The 18,979-nt window shown below is 59.1% G+C and carries 11 protein-coding genes and 1 tRNA gene; 9 read left to right on the plus strand and 3 right to left on the minus strand.

The window, feature by feature from the left end; translation table 11 throughout:
• Positions 1-5 precede the first annotated feature (5 nt).
• The gene (locus GSQ81_RS01185; RefSeq protein ID WP_158908924.1) at positions 6-1,046 is read right to left on the minus strand and encodes a LacI family DNA-binding transcriptional regulator; all 1,041 of its coding nucleotides are present in this window, start codon (positions 1,044-1,046) and stop codon (positions 6-8) included.
• Between the two features lie 168 nt (positions 1,047-1,214).
• Positions 1,215-3,578: a hypothetical protein gene (locus tag GSQ81_RS01190; RefSeq protein WP_158908925.1), complete on the minus strand. Its 2,364-nt coding sequence runs from the start codon at positions 3,576-3,578 to the stop codon at positions 1,215-1,217.
• A 119-nt stretch (positions 3,579-3,697) separates the two neighbouring features.
• On the opposite strand from GSQ81_RS01190, the gene GSQ81_RS01195 reads away from it, so the two are divergent.
• The 7 genes from GSQ81_RS01195 (at position 3,698) to GSQ81_RS01225 (ending at position 11,081) form a co-directional block, all read left to right on the plus strand.
• Entirely contained in the window at positions 3,698-4,420 is a 723-nt protein-coding gene (locus tag GSQ81_RS01195) for an HAD family hydrolase (protein WP_158908926.1), read from the plus strand.
• 240 nt (positions 4,421-4,660) lie between these two features.
• Entirely contained in the window at positions 4,661-5,194 is a 534-nt protein-coding gene (locus GSQ81_RS01200; RefSeq protein ID WP_158908927.1) for an RNA polymerase sigma factor, read from the plus strand.
• Between the two features lie 104 nt (positions 5,195-5,298).
• Positions 5,299-7,737, plus strand: a complete 2,439-nt coding sequence (locus GSQ81_RS01205) for an Orn/Lys/Arg decarboxylase N-terminal domain-containing protein (protein ID WP_158908928.1) — start codon at positions 5,299-5,301, stop codon at positions 7,735-7,737.
• A 451-nt stretch (positions 7,738-8,188) separates the two neighbouring features.
• A complete protein-coding gene (locus GSQ81_RS01210; RefSeq protein ID WP_254059922.1) occupies positions 8,189-9,643 on the plus strand; it encodes a radical SAM protein in 1,455 nt (484 codons plus the stop codon).
• A gap of 188 nt (positions 9,644-9,831) precedes the next feature.
• Positions 9,832-9,916: transfer RNA gene (locus GSQ81_RS01215), tRNA-Leu, on the plus strand.
• Between the two features lie 41 nt (positions 9,917-9,957).
• Complete coding sequence (secG, locus tag GSQ81_RS01220) at positions 9,958-10,254, plus strand: preprotein translocase subunit SecG (RefSeq protein WP_158908929.1); 297 nt, start codon at positions 9,958-9,960, stop codon at positions 10,252-10,254.
• Positions 10,255-10,454: 200 nt separating this feature from the next.
• Positions 10,455-11,081, plus strand: a complete 627-nt coding sequence (locus GSQ81_RS01225; protein WP_158908930.1) for an MBL fold metallo-hydrolase — start codon at positions 10,455-10,457, stop codon at positions 11,079-11,081.
• 62 nt (positions 11,082-11,143) lie between these two features.
• Here the strand turns inward: GSQ81_RS01225 and GSQ81_RS01230 are convergent, their stop codons facing one another.
• Positions 11,144-12,310 carry a pyridoxal phosphate-dependent aminotransferase gene (locus GSQ81_RS01230; RefSeq protein WP_158908931.1) on the minus strand — a complete coding sequence of 389 codons (1,167 nt, stop codon included), beginning with the start codon at positions 12,308-12,310 and terminating at the stop codon, positions 11,144-11,146.
• 60 nt (positions 12,311-12,370) lie between these two features.
• Between GSQ81_RS01230 and GSQ81_RS01235 the strand changes: the two genes are divergently transcribed.
• Both GSQ81_RS01235 and GSQ81_RS01240 read left to right on the plus strand, forming a co-directional pair.
• Positions 12,371-13,021: an HAD family phosphatase gene (locus tag GSQ81_RS01235; RefSeq protein ID WP_254059923.1), complete on the plus strand. Its 651-nt coding sequence runs from the start codon at positions 12,371-12,373 to the stop codon at positions 13,019-13,021.
• A 133-nt stretch (positions 13,022-13,154) separates the two neighbouring features.
• On the plus strand, positions 13,155-18,965 hold the full coding sequence (locus GSQ81_RS01240) for a choice-of-anchor D domain-containing protein (RefSeq protein ID WP_254059924.1): 5,811 nt from the start codon (positions 13,155-13,157) through the stop codon (positions 18,963-18,965).
• Positions 18,966-18,979: the final 14 nt, after the last annotated feature.

The raw sequence follows: 18,979 nt of genomic DNA on the forward strand, positions 1-18,979 counted from the left end.
GCCTGTCACATCGTAGTCGAGTGGCAGCCACAGGATTCTCGAATAATAAGCTGCGTTGAAAAACGTATTGGATCGCCAACCACCGTCGAAACGGCTTCTGCACTGTCATCCCGCATCCTGCGGAAGAGAAGTTCGGCAGCAGTGCGGCCCAGGTCGTCTATGGTCTGCTGCACGACGCTCATAGGCGGAGTAAGGCTATCGGCGAGATCGAAATCGTCGAAGCAAAGCATTGCTACCTGGCTGGGAATCGCGAGATGCAATGCACGGATTGCCTCCCAGGTGAATCGAGCTGCGAGGTTATTTGCCGCAAAGACCGCAATTCTCTCGCCTGCTGAACCGAGATGTTTCTTCAGACAGGTCTTTGCATCCTCCGCGCTTTCTACCTTATGGAGAAGTGGTTGAAGCCCAGCCTCGTTCATCGCCTGGGTATATCCATGCAGTCGCTCCCGAATGGGATATAGCTCCGGCTTAATATGAATACAAAGGACCTTGTCATAACCATGGGACAGCAGATGGGCTGTCCCAGCCTTTGCACCCTCAAGGTTTTCACTGATCACTGACGGAATGTTTGCTTCCTGAAGAGGGCGATCCAGGCCGACCACCGGGACCGTTATCGCCCTTAGCTCCTTATACAATTTCGTATTTTGGGACTGTGCCGACGACAGGATCAACCCGTCAATCCGGTGAAGAAGGAGTTGCTGCAGGTTCTCAAACTCAATGAGCGGATTATCGTGCGAGGCCATCACAATGAGAAGAGAGCCATACTTTCGCGCAACAATCTCAACCGCTTCGGCGCATTGGGAGAAAAACATGTCCGAGATGCTGGGAACGATCATTCCTATCATGCCGGAGGTGGCGCCTTTAAGGCTTCGAGCTATTCGATTGGGGCTGTAACTCAGATCGCTGATCGCTTGCTTGACGCGCCGGCTCGTCTCTTCGCTGACATGGATGTGACCATTTAGAACTCTTGAAACGGTTGCATTGCCTACCCCGGCCAAGCGGGCAACATCACTTAGCTTCGGGGTAGGGCGAAATACCTTTTTCATTGTTATGGTTCCCTACAACTTCCTACGCATTCAGGATAGTTCAGGTTCCATTAATTATGAGCACAAACTAAGAAGTAACTTCCTCAATATCTTTCTATTTGTAATGACGCGATAGATCAAACGTAACCAGAAAAGCTCTCGCGATTCCCATAATGGAAATTTTCTGACTTAGCGGCAGCTATAGTCGACAGTAATCATTCCATGCCAAACCACGCCGGCCGTAATGTCGAAGCCTTTCGCGCTCTCATCTCCGCTTCCAATACCAAAGAAAGCCGAGCCACCATTCTGCGTAGCGGTACAGATAGTCCCGGCAGCCAACGGAATCTTCACGCTTGCAACGATTCCCGCAGGCGCGGGTGTCGCTGCGGCAAGCGTAATCCGTCCGCGATTGGAGGTACAGAGATATCCCCTGGCACATGCCGCACTGATTCCACGATTGCCAGATTCAGACATGACAGTAGCAGGCACTGATGAAGCGGAAGGATCATCCTTATCGAGTGGCTTGCCTGCAAGCAAAGAATTTGAATTAGCCGCTCCGTGTACGTCTCCCGAAGTATGAGAATTGATGATGACCTGGCCATGCGAGTTCGTGATTGTTAGCACCTGGCCCGGCGATTTAGGGTCCTGTAGATCAATCTGCGTCGTCGTCAGCGGACCATCCAGGCGTCCCGCAAACAGGTTGGCAGACATCTTCGGCACAGTAAAGTTTCCGTCCGCAGGATCGTATTGCATCGCACCATTCTGTAACTGGAACAATCGGTAAGGGGCCTTATGGTCGCATCCTCTTGAGTCACATCCAATTGAAATCAACGTCCCGTTATTCATCGGAGCCGTCCTCAGATCTACGAGTTCGCGATAAGGCCCTAGATAGGTATTCCATCGGATAGGCTCCAATGTTCCTCCGCAACCCTCGTAAAGCGAGCATGGGTTCATATTTTTCCATGTCGAGGGAAAGTAATTTTCGCTCACGCCCGAACCACGAAATCCCCAGATGTCCCCGGACGAATTGGAGCCATTGGTGAGCGTATTTTGAGCCAGTTGCGTCATCCTCCCGTACATGGCGAAAGAAGGATTATGAGGGTTCTCAATCACATCTCCGGCGGCCCATTCCACCGAGTTGGGCTCGAGCGGAACGCCTCCTGCCGTTTGCGGTGCAAGAACTTCCGCTCCCGGATAAAGATGAAAGCTGTAGAAAGCAGGCGGAAGATCAATGGTGGCAGACTGGCTCGTTGCATCGGGGCCTGCCTGTGACCACTTCAGCGTGTGGTTGAGGTCGTCGTCGTAGCTTGGCTGATGAACAGTTCCATTGAAAGACGGATCGCTTGCATCCGCGATCACCACATCGGCAGCATGGTTGAAAATATAAGGCTGGTTCGCATAGCCAAAGCTTGCCGTCACAATGCCGTTCGATCTCGACAAGTTCTTGAGGATCACGGGAGCTCGATACACGTTCAGCCGAGATGTCTTCGTAACGCCCCTGATGTTCCATATATAGGCCAGATGGCTCGAATCCGTAGCTCCCACCACCTCATAGCTGGTACGAAACCCATCTCGCGCCAGGTTGCGGTCAAGGCTCAGATATTGGCCGCACATTCCTCCCTGCCACAGTGAGGTAGGATCGTTTGGGTCTTTCCCATTAGGATTTTTGTGGATGATCGTGACGTCCTGCAGACCCTTCCCTGCCGCGCCTACCTTTGTAACCAATACCTGTTCCGGATACCATCCGCCTGCCAGACAGGCTTTGCCTGTCACAAAAGAGCCGCGAAGCAGCCGCACGTTCGTTAGCGTAATCGTCTCAAGCGTATCTGCCGACTTGATGATTGGTATCACTGTGTCCACGATCCCGATCCCCGTTGAAGGAGGAAGCTTAACGGAGATAGGCATGATGTGGACCGATGTTCCCTCAACCAACGTCTCCGGCCCTGTCACAATACCGGAGATCGTTCCCTTGGACAGATCCAGCATGTAGGCGCCGTCCGTGGTCGTCGGCTGCGATTGCGGGCCGTCGACAGAGCTCACAGGCAGCAGCGTTGTTCCAGGCGTAGCTCCCGCCGCGACTTTTCCATGAAACCATCGGTCGGTCTCGCCGCCCTCGCGGGTATCCAGCGTAAAGCCCTCGTCGGACTGCGCTGTCACGCCTCCATCGGTGTAGGCGTAAATATACTGCGCAGCAAAATCGCCGGTCGCGTGTTTCACCGAATTGGAAACAGACATTTGGCCGATGCCGCGCGTATTGAAGGTCCCTTCTTCTACCGTTCCATGCTGCACAGACCAGCCGCCTGAATTGCCCCAGCTATACCCCGGCGAATTGAAATTATAAAAGTTGTAATGCCCAACCATGTCAAGAGGAGTAAACGTATCGAAGGTAAACCTCTGGATCGTAGATGCGGCATGGTGCAGATAATCGGTCACCGTATCGTGAAAGACCTCGTTCTTTGGCGGGGTTGCCCGAGCCGCGTCGGGGGCCTGTGCCATCGCACTGTAGCTCAGCATCGCGCCAGCCAATACACATATACATTTCACCAGTTTCATGAATAGGCTCCTCAACAGCCATTTTATTGGTCTACCGTTAGGATGCTGGTTCCGTATCGCTCCTCAAATTTTTCTGAGACTCTCGCTTCGTCGCAAGATCAGCCTTATAATCAGCCCCAGTGAGCCGCAAAGCCCAAACAGTCCGCCACCCGGCGAATCAGACTCTGCTCATCGATGCAGACGACACGCTGTGGGAGAACAACGTCTACTTCGAGCGGGCGATCGCCTCATTCATCTCTTATCTCGACCATCGAATCTATAGCGCCGAACAAGTCCGCGAGCGGCTCAACTGCGTCGAGCGAGCCACCATCGCCTCTCGTGGCTATGGAGTAACCAGCTTTCGTCAGTCTCTCGTCACCTGCTTCGAGCAACTTACCGATCGCCCGATTACGCCAGATAAACACACCCGCATCGTCAGCTTCGCTCAATCCATCGCCGATCAGGAGATCGAGCTTCTTCCCCACGTAACCGAGACCCTTGCCGAGCTTGCCACGCGCCACCGTCTCATCCTCGTCACCAAGGGCGACCACGCCGAGCAGACCGACAAGCTTCACCGCTCCGGCCTCGCTCCGCACTTCAGCGCCGTCGAGGTGCTGCCTGAAAAGCATCGCGCGGCTTACCGCAGCCTCTCCGCGCATCACGGCTGCGAGGGTTGCACCACATGGATGATCGGCAACAGCCCCAAGTCCGACATCAATCCCGCCTTTGCCGCTGGGCTCAATGCCATCTTCATTCCGCATGACTTCACCTGGGCGCTCGAGCGCGAGAATATCGACCATCCGCCTGCTGACCGTCAGCTTCTCGAACTCGCCCATTTCGCAGACCTGACTCGCCATTTCTAGCTCAATTCCCTTTTCCTGACATCAAACTGTAAGATTTTCCAGCCTCATCCGTCAGCTACAGTGTCGGACATAACAGTCCGGCTAAAGGAGAATGGAAATGAACACATCGATATGCCCTTGTGGAACGGATTGCCCCTGCGGATCTGGCTGCGCGTGCCCATCATCTAACTAATCAACTCAACCATGATGGTGCGGCGTGCGGAGCAATTCTCACGCCGCACCAGAAGGATCAGTTCGATCATGCAAACTGAAGCAATCGCCGGGCTCATCGACCAGAGAAAGCAATTTCTCCACTTCGTCGAAAACCGTGTCAGCTCGCACGCTATCGCCGAAGACATCATCCAGGCTGCGTACATCCGTGCCATGGAAAAATCCTCCACGCTTCACAAAGACGAGTCCGCCGTCGCGTGGTTTTACCGCATTCTGCGCAATGCCGTGATCGACCACTACCGCCATCGCGCCGCCGAAGACCGCGCATTGGAGCAGTGGGCCAAAGACCTCATCACGGAGACTCAACCCGACGCAATAACCCAGCAAATCGTCTGTCAATGCATCGACAATGTTCTCTCAACCCTCAAGCCCGCTTACAGCGAAATCATTCGCGAGGTCGATCTCGCGGAAAACTCCATCGACTCGTTCGCCAGGAAGTCGGGAATCACTCCCGCGAATGCGTCTGTCCGCGCCCATCGCGCCCGTCAGGCGCTCAAAAAGCAGCTCATACAGACTTGCCGCACCTGCGCCAAGCACGGCTGCATCGACTGCACCTGCCCCTGAATCTGCTCCTCCCCCTCCGTTTCACCCGCAAAATCCCACACATTTGCCTCTTAACAATATCCGCGGGAAACTCCCTGTAACATTGAACGAGAAGTGAGAGGTGTATGAACGAAGGTCGTTGGGTTTTATTGATTGCGAGTGAAGTAGGTGGCACCGATTCCGTCTCCGACCGGGCGATGGAACGTTTAGTCGATGCCATCAAGCGAGAAGGCTACGAGGTCGTCCGAACCTCGACCCCGGAGGATGGTCTGTCCCTCGTCACCTCGGACCCGTCGCACAGCGCGATCCTGCTCGACTGGGACCTCGAAGGCGACAACCAGTTCGACGAGCGCGCTGCGTTGAAGATCCTCCGCGCCGTCCGCCATCGCAATAAGAAGATACCCATCTTCCTCATCGCCGACCGCACCCTCGTCAGCGAGTTGCCCCTCGAAGTCGTCAAACAGGTGCACGAGTACATTCACCTCTTCGGCGATACCCCGGCTTTCATCGCCAACCGCGTTGACTTCGCCGTCGAGCGTTACCACGAGCAGCTTCTACCTCCCTACTTCCGCGAGCTGAAGAAGTACAACGATCAAGGAGCCTACTCCTGGGACGCGCCCGGCCACATGGGCGGCGTAGCCTTCCTCAAGCATCCCGTAGGCATGGAGTTCCAGCGCTTCTTTGGCGAGAACATCATGCGCTCCGACCTCGGCATCTCCACCTCGCAGCTCGGTTCGTGGCTCGATCACATCGGGCCTCCGGGCGAATCCGAGCGCAACGCCGCACGAATCTTCGGTGCCGACTGGACCTTCTACGTCCTCGGCGGATCGTCGACCTCAAACCAGATTGTGGGTCATGGAGTGATCGCGCAGGACGACATCGTCCTTGCCGACGCCAACTGTCACAAGTCCATTTGCCACTCCCTTACCGTTACCGGCGCGCGCCCCGTCTATATGAAGCCCACGCGCAACGGCTACGGCATGATTGGCCTTGTTCCCATTAAGCGCTTCAGCCCGGAGTTCATCCGCGGCCTGATCGACAAGAGCCCTCTTTGTAGCGGCGTGCCCAATCAGAACCCCACCTACGCCGTCGTTACCAACTCCACCTACGACGGCCTCTGTTACGACGTCAACAAAGTCGTCACCGAGCTCTCCAAGTCCGTCCCCCGCGTCCACTTCGACGAAGCCTGGTACGCCTACGCTAAATTCCACGAGATCTATCGCGGCCGTTTCGCCATGGGCGTTCCCGACGACATGCCCGACCGCCCCACCCTCTTCTCCGTGCAATCGACCCACAAGATGCTCGCGGCATTTTCCATGGGCTCTATGGTCCACATTAAGCTCAGCCCCCGCGCTCCGCTCGACTTCGACCAGTTCAATGAGTCCTTCATGATGCATGGGACCACCTCACCGTTCTATCCCCTCATCGCCTCGCTCGACGTAGCCGCCGCCATGATGGACGAACCAGCCGGTCCCACCCTCATGGACGAGACCATTCAGGACGCCATCACCTTCCGCAAGGCGATGTCCTCGGTCGCGCATCGTCTCCGCGCCGCCGACGAGGAAGGCGGCTGGTTCTTCCGTCTCTTCCAGCCCGAACAGGTCACCGACTCAGTCACCGGCGTCACCCATGTCTTTGAAGAGGCTCCCGACGAGCTTCTCGCCACCAACCCGCACTGCTGGACGCTCAAGCCCGGCGAAGACTGGCACGGATTCCAGAGCGACGACATCGCCGACGAATACTGCATGTTGGACCCCACCAAGGTCACCATCCTTATGCCCGGCGTCAACGCCCAGGGCAAGGTAGCCGAGTCTGGCATTCCCGCTGCCATCCTCACAGAGTTTCTCGACAGCCGCCGCGTCGAGATCGCCCGCACCGGCGACTACACCGTCCTTGTGCTCTTCTCCGTCGGAACCTCCAAGGGCAAGTGGGGCAGCCTGCTCGAAAACCTCTTCGAGTTCAAGCGCCTCTACGACAGCGAATCTCCTCTCGAAGAAGCGCTGCCCGAGCTCGTCGCCAAATATCCCAACCGCTATCGCAACACCACGCTCAAAGAGCTGAGCGACGAGATGCACTCCGTCATGATGCAGCTTCGCCTCGCCAATCTGGTCGGCGAAGCCTGCGACGAAGACTTCGATCCCGTCCTCACCCCCGCGCAGACCTACCAGAAACTTCTGCGCAACGAGACTGAGAAGATCCGCTTCTCCGACATGCCCGGCCGCATCGCTGCCGTCATGCTGGTCCCCTACCCTCCCGGCATTCCCATGTCCATGCCCGGCGAGCGCTTCGGCGGAGCCGACAGCCCCGTCATTCGGCTCATCCTCGCCATGGAAGAGTTCGGCAAGCGCTTCCCCGGCTTCGAGCGCGAGGTCCACGGCGTCGAGGTCGACTCCGAAGGCAACTACTGGATGCGCAGCGTCGTCGAGGCCACCAGCAAGCGGCGCAACGGCAATGGCAAGCACCGCCCGCCCAGCTCCGCTCCTCCGATCAAGAAGCCACGCAAGCCAAAGCCGGTATCCGAGCCACCAACCGGCGGCAATCTCAATCCATTAGCAGAAAGATAGATGTCCCACGCCAAAGCGTCAGTCGGGAACGAGAACTTTCTCGTTTCTACGAGAACAAACCTGGACAGGTGCGTAGGTAACACCACTTATGCAGCCACGAAACAACCTCACCGACCACCCTGTCATCCATTTTAATAGACCGGGGTGAGACAGTCATGGCGATATCTCCCTATAATGCGGTCATACGACGAGCCGCAGAGATACGGTCCGCCAACCGGGCATCGTTTCTAAAGCCTGGTAAACCAAAGCGGCCTGGTCTGCACGAACTGATCGGGAAGCCACAGTACTCGTACGAGGAAAGGCCCTACCCATTCGCGTTCACCTTATTAATCCCAGCGACAATTCTTTCGGAACGGCAGTTATCACTCCGAGATGGCTCTTTGTTCTAGCGGCAGCAACCCCCACCATCGCCGGAGACCCCATCCTTGTCGATGAGTCCCTCGAGCAGATTGTGCCCGAAACGATCTCGCCCGGCGACATCGTCGGCATCAGCGTCCACACGGGCAACGCCCTGCGCGGATACGAAGTTGGACGCATGGCACGCGCGCGCGGAGCCTGGGTCATCTATGGCGGTATCCACGCGACGCTCTTCCCCGAAGAGTCCTTCGACCGTGGCGAGGCCCACTGTGTTGTCAAGGGCGACGGAGATCTCGTCTGGGCCAAGGTCGTCACCGATTGCCTCGATGGCAAGCCCGGCAAAATCTACGACGGCGGCCGTCTCGAAGGCAGCGAGTTCCTTCCTGCGCGATGGGACCTGATGCCGCGCGATAAATACATGTGGGCCTCGGTCCAGACAACGCGCGGATGCCCGAAGCACTGCTCCTTCTGCAGCGTCTGGCGTACCGACGGACAAAAACCGCGCCAGCGCCAGTTTCAAAAAGTGATCGACGAGATCGTCGCCCTGCGCCGCATCGGCTTCCGCTTCATCGCTCTGGCCGACGACAACTTCTATCCCGTTACTCTGACCGATCTACGGCTGGCCCGCGAGCAAAATAACCTCGCCCGCCTCGAAGAACTCACCAACATTCGCGCAGAACGCTTCCGCCTCATGGAAGAGCTCGCCAAGCTGCCCAAGGACATGGTCTTCTTCACCCAGATCACGATGGAGGCAGGCGAGGACGGCGAGTACCTCGACGCCATGCGCAAGGCCAACATCAAGGGCGCACTCGTCGGCGTTGAAGCAGTGACGCCGGAGGGCCTCAAGGCCGTCTTCAAGGACTTCAACTACTCGGGCGAAGCGCTGGCGAAGCAGCTACAGACATTCAAACAGCACGGCGTGCATGTGCTCGGCTCCTTCATCTTCGGACTGCCAACCGACAAGCCGGCCACCTTCGACGCGACCGTTGAGATGGCATTGAAGGCCGGTGTAACCTTCGCCCAGTTCGTCATGATGACCCCATTCCCCGGCACGGTGGACTTTATTCGCTGGGAGAAAGAACAGGCGACGGACCCGACCATGGTCGGCGATGTGCCTATCACGCGCTACTGGCTCATCCCGATCGCTGTACGCCCAAAGATGTTCACGCCGCACCCGTCGATGGGCTCGGATGAAATTCGCGAGCGAACACAAAAAGTCTGGGATCGTTTCTACAACTGGAGCGCCATCTGGCAGCGCTCGGCCTGCACCCCAACTCTTCGCGCACGAGTAGCATTCATGTTCCTGTCGAAGCTCTACCGGCAGATGTACGCGGGCACAGGAATCTCCACCGACAGCGCACGTAAAAAGAAGTCAAAAAAATGGGCACGATGGACAGCCGGTCAGTGCAGAAAGCTCTTCCAGGCGAAGCCGATGCCCGAGCTGCAGTCGCCAATCTGGGAGCTGGATTTTTCGTCCAAGAGTCCGCGTCCCGCATTCCTGAACGGCGAGCATCCAAGCCAGCCAGGACCATTCGCCGTTCTCCCATAGCTGCCACAAATTTGGTGCCCATGTCCCGTATTTGGGACATGGGCTTCAGTCCACCCTCAGCCGTTCGTCTACAAAGCAATGCACCTTATTCTGTGCATTTCCCCCCATCCACCTGACCCGAATGGGATGCTATACTAAGTCTCGGATTGCTTACCGCACCTCTCGCGTACCAACGTAAGAGAAACAATGCGGAGGTGGCGAAATTGGCAGACGCACTAGCTTGAGGTGCTAGCGCCGCAAGGCATAGGGGTTCAAGTCCCCTCCTCCGCACCAATCCAAACATTCTGGCTTAAGAAGGTCGCAAAGCAACCCCGATGCTCTATTTCATTCTTGTCATTCACATCCTCGTCTCGTTCTTCATCGTCGGCATCATTCTCCTGCAACAGGGCAGCTCGGCAGACCTCGCCGGGGCCTTCGGGGGACAGGGTTCGCAGACAGCGTTCGGCCCTCGCGGCGCAGCCACGCTGCTCACCAAGCTCACCGCCTGGTCGGCTGTGCTCTTCATGATCACCTCCATCAGCCTGACGGTCATGCTCTCCCGCTCCAGCGGCGATCACTCTGTCCTCTCCGGTGCCAGCCACCCAGTCACCCAGACGACCCCCAAGAAGTAACTCCCTTTTAGCTTCTCAAAAAAGCGCAAGCCAAAGGGCTTGCGCTTTTTCATGTATGCCAACTGCTGCGCCAACAAACCTCACGTCATCTCGACCGGAGCGAAGCGCAGTGGAGAGACCCCTATATTTCGCCTTGCTGTTGCCCGTTTTAATCCGCCTCACCAGCGTAGATCGCATTAAGCCTTTAGTCTTAAAACATCATGATCCACGAAATTCTCATCGTAGGCCCGCTCCAGTGCAACTGCTCCATCCTTGGCGACGAAGCTTCCCGCGAGGCCATCGTGGTCGATCCAGGCGACAACATCTCCTGCATCCTCAGCACGCTTGAAAAGCATCAGCTTACCGTCAAGCAGATCATCGTCACCCACGCTCACATCGACCATATCGCTGGGGCGCAGCGCCTCAAGCAACTCACCGGAGCACCCATCCTCTACAACCAGAACGACCTGCCGCTGGTCAAAATGATGGACGTCCAGGCCGGATGGCTCGGCATCGCCACCCCCGAAGTAGCTCCACCCGACGCCAGCCTCGAAGACGGCCAGATCATTTCCATCGAGGGCCTGACCGGCTCCATTCTCCACACCCCCGGCCACACCGAAGGCAGCGTCTGCCTCTATCTCCCCCAGCAAGCTCTACTCCTCGCCGGGGACACCCTCTTCGCAGGCTCGGTAGGCCGCACCGATCTCCCTGGCGGCAACACTCAAAAACTCATCCAATCGATCCACGATTCCCTCCTCACTCTCCCCGACGAGGTAACCGTTATCCCGGGTCATGGCGCCAAGACCTCTATCGGAATCGAACGAGAATCAAATCCATTTCTTCAATAAATCAATAAGATAAGATCTAATTCTTAATCAAGCACATGACAGGCATCACATGAACTATTTACTTACTTGGTTCCACCCATCGCGTCTGCAATCTGTTCTATACCATCAGCAAAATCCTCCACCGGCCCGATCAAACTAATCACCACCCGCCCCGCTTCGGCGATCCCATAGAACGAGCCCGGATGCACAATCACCCCACACTCCTCAAATAGCTCCCCCGCTACATCCACACTCCTCGGCAGCCGCAGGATCGCGCACCATCCAGCTTCCAACCGCAGCACCTCCAGCCCGGCCTCCTCAGCACAAGCCAGATTCGTCCGAACCCGTTCCAGTATCTGTTGCTGAATTCCCTGTCGCCCCTCCAGCCATGAGGGAAGCGCGCCTTGCACCGGAGCGTTCATCGACAGAAACGTATCCGCAATGACCTCCAGCCGTCCCATTGCCTCCTGCCGAACCGCCTCCGGCCCGAACCCTGCGATCCATGCTGCCTTCATCTGCGGAAGCCCGCCAATCTTGCTCATCCCGCTCAAGACGAACGTCAAACCCGGATGCGCCCCCCCCGCAAAGCTGACCAGCTCCTCCGTATCCGACCGACGCAGCGAGTAGTCCAGAAAGACCTCATCCACAATCAAGGCAAGCCCATGCCGCGCACAGATCTCTTCAAGCCTCCGCCGCTCCACACCCTTCGTCCCATGCCCGGTCGGGTTATTCGGATGCACCACCACAATAGCCCGAGTCCGCGGCCCAATCTTCAGCTCCAGTTCGGCAAAGTCGATCCACCACCCATAGTCGTAGAAAAGTGGATAGGGCCGTAACTTCACGTCCTCAAGATCAGCCAGAAAATCGAACAGCGGGTAGCTGGGCTGCGCCACCAGCACCTCATCACCCGCATCGCAGAGCAGCCGAAACAGATAGCCGTATCCCTCGCTTGTGCTCGTGGTCAGCACCAGCGCATCCGGATCGACCACGGCACCATGCTCACGGTAATATCCGGCAACAGCCTCCCGCGCTGACCTCATCCCCCGAGCATCGGGATCATAGATCAGCGAGCTACTGTCCCCCAGCGGAGCCAGGATCGCCGCCGCGTCATAGCTGAATCCGCAGACCGTAGGGTTCGAGATCGTCAGATCATAGAGTCGCCGCCCAGACAGCCGCGCCTCGCGGATCGCAGCGGCAAAGCTACTCTCCCCAACATCCCAACCCGTCCGCGCAGAAAATCGAAAGCTCACCTCACCATGCTAATCAATTCAACGTCTTCCTCGTCATCCCCTACAATAACTACTCAACCTATGCGCCCCATCCAAGCAGTCCTCTTCGACTTCGGCCAGGTCCTCTCCCTGTCCGCCGACCCCGCAGTATGGCAGCAGATGCTCGCTATCAGCGGCCTCTCCGAAGCCGATCTCGATCGCGAATACTGGGCGCACCGCCACGAATACGACCGCGGCACTCTCAACGGTCAAACCTACTGGCAAAAGGTAGCCGCAGGCTCCCACGCCACCTTTACGCCCGAGCAGATCGCCGCGCTCATCGCCGCCGACGTCAACCTCTGGTCGCGCCTCAACCTTCCCATGGTCGAGTGGGCGCAGCACCTGCAACGGGCAGGCGTCCGCACCGGCATCCTCTCCAACATCGGTGACGCCATGGCCGAAGGCCTCATCGCAAAGTTCGACTGGATCAGCGCCTTCGACCACTGCGTCTGGTCGCACTCGCTCAAGCTCGCCAAGCCCGAAGCCGCCATCTACCGCTGCGCCGCCGAAGGACTCGCCACTGATCCCTCGCAGATACTCTTCATCGACGACAAGATCGAAAACATCGAAGCCGCCGAAGCTGTCGGGATGCAGGCCATCCAATATCACCTCGACCACCCGGCCTTCGAGCAGGAGCTACGCCGCCGCAATCTCGACTACCTCCTCAACGAATCTCCGGCAGCTACCACATAGCACTGCATTCCCAAATTGGTACAAAGCACCGTTACCACCGTCACGAATTATTAAAGAAAGAAACTAATCTCTCGCAACACCATGGATATTAAAGGGCAGGCTGCAAACAGCGAACCACCGCAGCCAGATGACCATGACGAAAACACGATCCTCCCCTCGGCTCATCCTTTGCGTCCTTAGCCTCTTCGTCTCTGGAATCCTTCCTGCTCAACAAACCCAGCAACTCCTCTTCAACGGTCTGCGCTCCGCAGCCAGCCAGGGCCAGTTCAATGCCGTGCAGTCCGCCCCCAACGGCGACCTCTATCTTCTCCTCGACCAGAAAGACGGCGTTCGTCTTCTCAAGACCGATGCCAACGCCACCACCGTCCTCGCTCAGGCCCAGCTAGGCGCAAAGGGCGACATCGGCCTCGCTATGGCGCTCGACCCCGGCGGCAATCTCTACGTCACCGGAACCACCGCCTCCGGCACGCTCGCCGCAACCTCAGGCGCAGCCTTCCCTGCCCCCGCCGATGCCTCCACCAATTCCTTTATCGCCAAGTTCGACGCTAACCTCAACCCGATCTTCGTCACCTTAACCGGCAGCGGACGCACCGCAGCCTCCGCCATCGCCGCCACCGCAGATGCCGTCTTCATCACCGGCAGCATCTTCGGCGCAACCCTGCCGGTAACACCCACCGCCTTCATCCAGACCCCCGCCAGCAACACCACGCAAAACGGCTTCGTCGAAAAATTCAACGCCACCGGCACGACTCTGCTCTACGCCACCTACCTCAGCGGAGCCAACGGCACCACCGCCCCCACTGCCATCGCAGCGGACGCCTCCGACGACGCCTATATCGCGGGCTACATCACCTCTTCGGGCTACCCTACCCTCAACGCACTCGTCCCTGAGATGATCGGCACATCCTCCGGCTTCCTCAGCAAGCTCACACCCGCAGGCGACGGCATCGCCTTCTCTACCTACATTCCTGGCTCAGGCATCACCTCACTGGCTCTCGACCCCACAGCGCAAAATCTTCTTCTCTCCGGCACTATCGCGCTCGGTCAATTCCCTGTCGCCACCGTTGCCACACCGCTGGTCAACCTTCCTTACCAGACTCTTCTGCGCATACCACTGGACGGCAGTGCTGTTCTCTCCTCGACACTCCTCGCTCCCGGCATGCAATCCGTCGTCACCCCCGCGCCCAACGGCGAAGCCTGGGCCGCTGGAGTTCTCACCACGCCGCTCCTCCCTCTTCCAACTCTCTCGACCATTGGTAACTCTTTCGCTCTACGCGTCACGGCCCAAAACATCATCGACCAGACCCTGCGCTTCGGCGGCCTCCCGACGACCAACCCCAACTACGCCAGCGCCCCCGTCACCCTGACCTCGCTCGCCACCGACGCCAGCGGCCAACCAGTCTTCGCCGGAGCGGTAACGCCCACCGCCAGTTCCAGCCTGCTCGCCACCCAAACCTACGACCTGCCACTCTATAACTCCCCCACTGCGGCTCTGCCTTCGACCATCCGCAACGCCGTACTTGCTCCCGGTAGCTGCAACGGAAGCCTCTGTGCCGGATCAGCTGCCTACCTCACCAAAGTCGATCCCGCGACAGCCGCACCCAGCCTCGCCCTCTCCGCGGACGACTCCCCTAACCTCACCCTCCGCAACCTTGGCTCCGCTGCCGCTACCAATCTGCAACTCGCCGCAACCGGATTCACTCTCGCCACCAACTGCTCCACCACGCTCGCTCCCGGTAGCGAATGCAACATAGCCCTAAACGGCTCCGGCCCCGGGACGATCACTGCTCAGGCCGACAACGCCACCACCCAAACCGCAACTCTCCCCGCAGCCACTACTACGCCCAACGCTATCGTCTTCTCTCCCAAGGAACTCGACTTCGGTATTGAGTCGGCATCCAGCCCCGCAGCCACACGCACCGTCACCGTCTCCAACCTGGGCACGCAAAGCCAGACCTTCGCATCTTCCGCCACCGGTAGCGGATTCACCGAGGAGTCGAGCGACTGCCCGACCAACGGCACGGCCAAGCTGCTGTCTGCCGGAGCCACCTGCCACATCACCATCGCCTTCACCGCCTCGGGCGATCCTGCCAGCGATGGCCCCGTTCAATCCAACTGGACCGTCGGCACCGGCAGCGTCCTACTCACCGGCTACTCCGAAGCCGCAGCCCTCGACCCCTCCGCCAGCGAGATCGACTTCGGCACCCAATACACCGGAGGGCTCCGTCTTCCGCGCTACCTCTACCTCTCCAACAACTCAGCCACCACAATTCCGCACACCGCCGTATCCCTTCCCGGCATATCGCCTTTCACCCTCATCGACCGTTGCCCGACCCAGCTCCTCGCGCACACCGTCTGCCAGATACAACTTAACTACCTCTCCGCAATCTCCCCTTCGAACGACTCCATCACCCTCTCGCTCGACCAGGGCCTCACCGTCCTCGTCACCGGCAAGACACTTCCGCCTCCCGGAGCAGGCGGAGCGACCGTCAACCCAAATCTCACCGTCTCCCCCTCCAGCCTCAACTTCCCCAATGCCATCCCGGTCACCGCCGTCTCCAGCGCGACACAGACCGTCACCATCGGCAATACCGGAGCCCAACCCCTCCCGCTCGCCCTCTCGCTCAGCGGAGACTTTACCCAGGCGACAAGCTGCACCTCTACGCTCGCCGCCCACAGCACCTGCACCGTCGTCATCAGCTTCGCCCCCTCGCAACCCGGAACCCGGCAGGGCTTACTCTCCGTCACCGCTGGCGCTGCGACCACTCCTGCTTACGTTGCCCTTAGCGGAACGGCCACCTCCATTCTCTCTACCAACAACGGCACGCTCGACTTCGGCAACGTCATTGCCGACAAGCCAGCCGTCCAGTGGTACAAGATCACCCAGTCCTTTACCACTCTCAGCGTCGCCACCTCCAACTCGGCATTCAAAGCGATCCTCGTCGAAGACATCGGCTACGGCCACGGCACCCCACCCACCTCGGCCTTCAGAACCGACGCGTCCGCCTCCTGCGCGAATTGCTGGCTCGGTCTGCAGTTCACACCGCCTACGACCGGCCCTGAAACCGCGACCGTGGCCCTCCGCTCCAGCGTCGCGGGGAACGCCTACGCGCTTGCGCTCACCGGTAACGGGCTACCGCTTACCGGCCTCATCCTCACGCCTGTCAACAATGACTTCGGCGCCATCCCCGCCGACTCGACCAGCGCGCCCACGCTCTTCACGCTCACCAACCTCACCTCAGCCGCAGTCTCCCTCACCACGCCCACCACCAGCGCAGGCTTCGTCATCAACACCACTCCCACCGGAGGAGCGCCCTGCACCGCAACCCTCGCTCCCACCGCCTCCTGCTTCGTGCAGGTGGCCTTCGCGCCAACCAACACAGGCCAGATCACCGGAGTCGTCACGCTTCCCACCAGCGCCAATACACTCACTGCCTCACTCAGCGGCTTCGGTGCGCCCGATCCCGGTCTCTCGCTCACACCCAACGCGCTCACCTTCAACAATGTCCCCGGCGCAACCGCTACACAGCAGACCATCATCCTCAAAAACACCGGAACCGCCACGCTCCAGATTGCCGCTCCCACTGTTACTACGACCAACTTCACGCTCACGACTGCCTGCGGCACACTTCCCCCCGCAGCCACCTGCGCCATCGCAGTGACGTACCTTCCCGGCAACGCCCCCGCTGCCGACACCCTTACCATCCCTGTCATCAGCTCCCTCACCGGGGCAGCGATTTACACCGTCCCGCTCACTGGCGCCTACACCACCGAAGACTCCAGCCTCCAGATCAGCCCCGCCGAGACGAACTTCGGCCCGCAGCTTACCGGCAACCTCGGACTGACCCGCCAGTTCACCATCAACAATCTCACCACAAAGTCCCTTACGCTCGCGCTTTCGCTGCCTCGACAGTTCGTCGCCGCCGACCCGCCCTGCGCCGCGCTCGCACCCAATGCAAGCTGCAACTTCTCCGTCACCTTTCTTCCGCTCACCAACGGCGACATCACCGGAACCCTCTTCGCCGCGGCCACGCCCACCGACGGAACCGCCACGCTCAACAGCCTCGGCTACGTCGAAGGCTACGGGCTCGGCACCGGAACCCTCGCCATCACCGGCAACCTCACTCCCACCGGAGGCGACGGCACACTGCTCAACTTTGGCCAGGTTGCCTCCGGCCAGACTCTCAGCCAAACGCTTACGCTCACCAATCCCAACACCACCTCGATCGCGATTCACCGCGTCACCAGCGAGTGGCCATTCCTCAGCACGACTACCTGTGGCGCAACCCTTGCCTCGGGTGAGTCCTGCGCTGTTACCGTTACCTACTCTCCGCTGAATCAGACGGCCACTGGAACCAGCTCTCCCCTCTCCAACACCGACACTGGCTCCCTCGTTATCGAGAGCGATGCGCTTACCAGTCCAGATATCGTCGACCTCACCGGAACCGCTGCACCGATCCTTGTCGCAGTTCCAGACAACACAGCTCCGTTGGCCGCTTACACCGCCTCGCAAAGTTCGCTTACCTTCGCCTCCACCGCAGTCGGCGATATCTCCGCCGCGCAGACCGTCACTCTCTCGAACACCGGAACCCTCACCCTCCACGTCACCGGCCTTCAAACCTCATCGGACTTCACTACCACCAGCACCTGCACCACGCTCGTTCCCGGAGCAAGCTGCACCCTCACCGTAACCTTCACGCCACAGCTTCCCAGCACACGCATCAGCGCCCTTGAAATCTCCTCCGACGCCAGCACAGCGCTCGATTTCATCAGCCTGCTCGGCACCGCGACCCCGGCATCTCTCAGCTTCTTTCCCGCCTCGCTCGACTTCGGCAGTCTCCTCGTCGGCAGCACCTCGACGCTACCCGTTCAGGTCACGAACACCAGCGCGGCCCCGGCGGTCTTTCACGGCATCACCGCGACAGGCGACTACACCGTTGCAGGCGACTGCCCCACCTCAGGTAGCTCGCTCGCGCCCAATACAAGCTGCGTTCTCGAAGCAACCTTCACTCCCACGCAAACGGGGGTACGCGCCGGAGCCATACACGTAGCCAGTTCACTGTCCACGTTGCCCCTCGCGATCGCGCTGACAGGCATAGGAACGCAATCTCATCTCCAGGCCAACCCTGCTTCGCTCGAGTTCGGCAGTCTCTCTCTCGCCGCCTCGGCAGAGCTTACGCTTACCCTGAACAACTCCGGCAATGCTCCTGTCACCGGACTCCACCTCGCAGTCACAGGTGACTACGCCATCATCACTCCCTGCGCGCTTACCACGCTCGCCGCAGGTGCCAGTTGTTCCGTCACCGTCTCGTTCACGCCCACCGCGCTTGGCAGCCGAACCGGAACCCTGACCGCCAGCAGTAGCAGCAACTCGCCAACCACCCTCCCACTCACTGGCACCGGAGTCCCCAGCGGCAGCTTCCTGCTTACTGTTAACGGCAAGCCCTCCTCCAGCGTCACGGTCAAAAGCGGCTATCCTGCGGCCTACACCCTCACTGTTACTCCGCAAAATAGTTTTAGCGGAGACGTCATTCTCAATTGCTCGGCCATCACCCCCGGCCAGTACGCCAGTTGCGCCCTGCTGCCCTCCAGCATCGCCCTCAGCGGGGCGGCGCAGAACACTACGGCCACACTGAATACCATTACCTCTCAGGCCACTCTCGCCCAGACGGCCCATCATGGTGGCATCCTGCTCTGCCTGTTTCCTATCGCGCTGATCTTCTTCTGGAGAACGCGCCCGCCCCACTTCAAGCTGTGCACGCTAATCCTTGCTGCGGCAGCCATGCTCACCTTGAATGGGTGCGGTAGTGGAGGCAGCCTCGACTCCACCGATCCCAGCCTGCGCAAAACGCCGCCCGGCACCTATCAGTACCAGATCACAGCTACATCTACCAATGGTCCGCGAATCACCCAAACCGCGACACTGAACCTGATCGTCCAGTAAATCTAAAAAGACGT

It is taken from the genome of Granulicella sp. L56 (genome assembly GCF_009765835.1).
Lineage (GTDB): Bacteria > Acidobacteriota > Terriglobia > Terriglobales > Acidobacteriaceae > Edaphobacter.

What these genes read in the sequence shown, in the direction of transcription:
- secG (WP_158908929.1), top strand. Translation starts at nt 9,958, where the DNA reads ATGCTCTATTTCATTCTTGTCATTCACATCCTCGTCTCGTTCTTCATC.
- GSQ81_RS01235 (WP_254059923.1), top strand. Translation starts at nt 12,371, where the DNA reads ATGCGCCCCATCCAAGCAGTCCTCTTCGACTTCGGCCAGGTCCTCTCC.
- GSQ81_RS01205 (WP_158908928.1), top strand. Translation starts at nt 5,299, where the DNA reads ATGAACGAAGGTCGTTGGGTTTTATTGATTGCGAGTGAAGTAGGTGGC.
- GSQ81_RS01185 (WP_158908924.1), bottom strand. Translation starts at nt 1,046, where the DNA reads ATGAAAAAGGTATTTCGCCCTACCCCGAAGCTAAGTGATGTTGCCCGC.
- GSQ81_RS01225 (WP_158908930.1), top strand. Translation starts at nt 10,455, where the DNA reads ATGATCCACGAAATTCTCATCGTAGGCCCGCTCCAGTGCAACTGCTCC.
- GSQ81_RS01240 (WP_254059924.1), top strand. Translation starts at nt 13,155, where the DNA reads ATGACGAAAACACGATCCTCCCCTCGGCTCATCCTTTGCGTCCTTAGC.
- GSQ81_RS01200 (WP_158908927.1), top strand. Translation starts at nt 4,661, where the DNA reads ATGCAAACTGAAGCAATCGCCGGGCTCATCGACCAGAGAAAGCAATTT.
- GSQ81_RS01190 (WP_158908925.1), bottom strand. Translation starts at nt 3,578, where the DNA reads ATGAAACTGGTGAAATGTATATGTGTATTGGCTGGCGCGATGCTGAGC.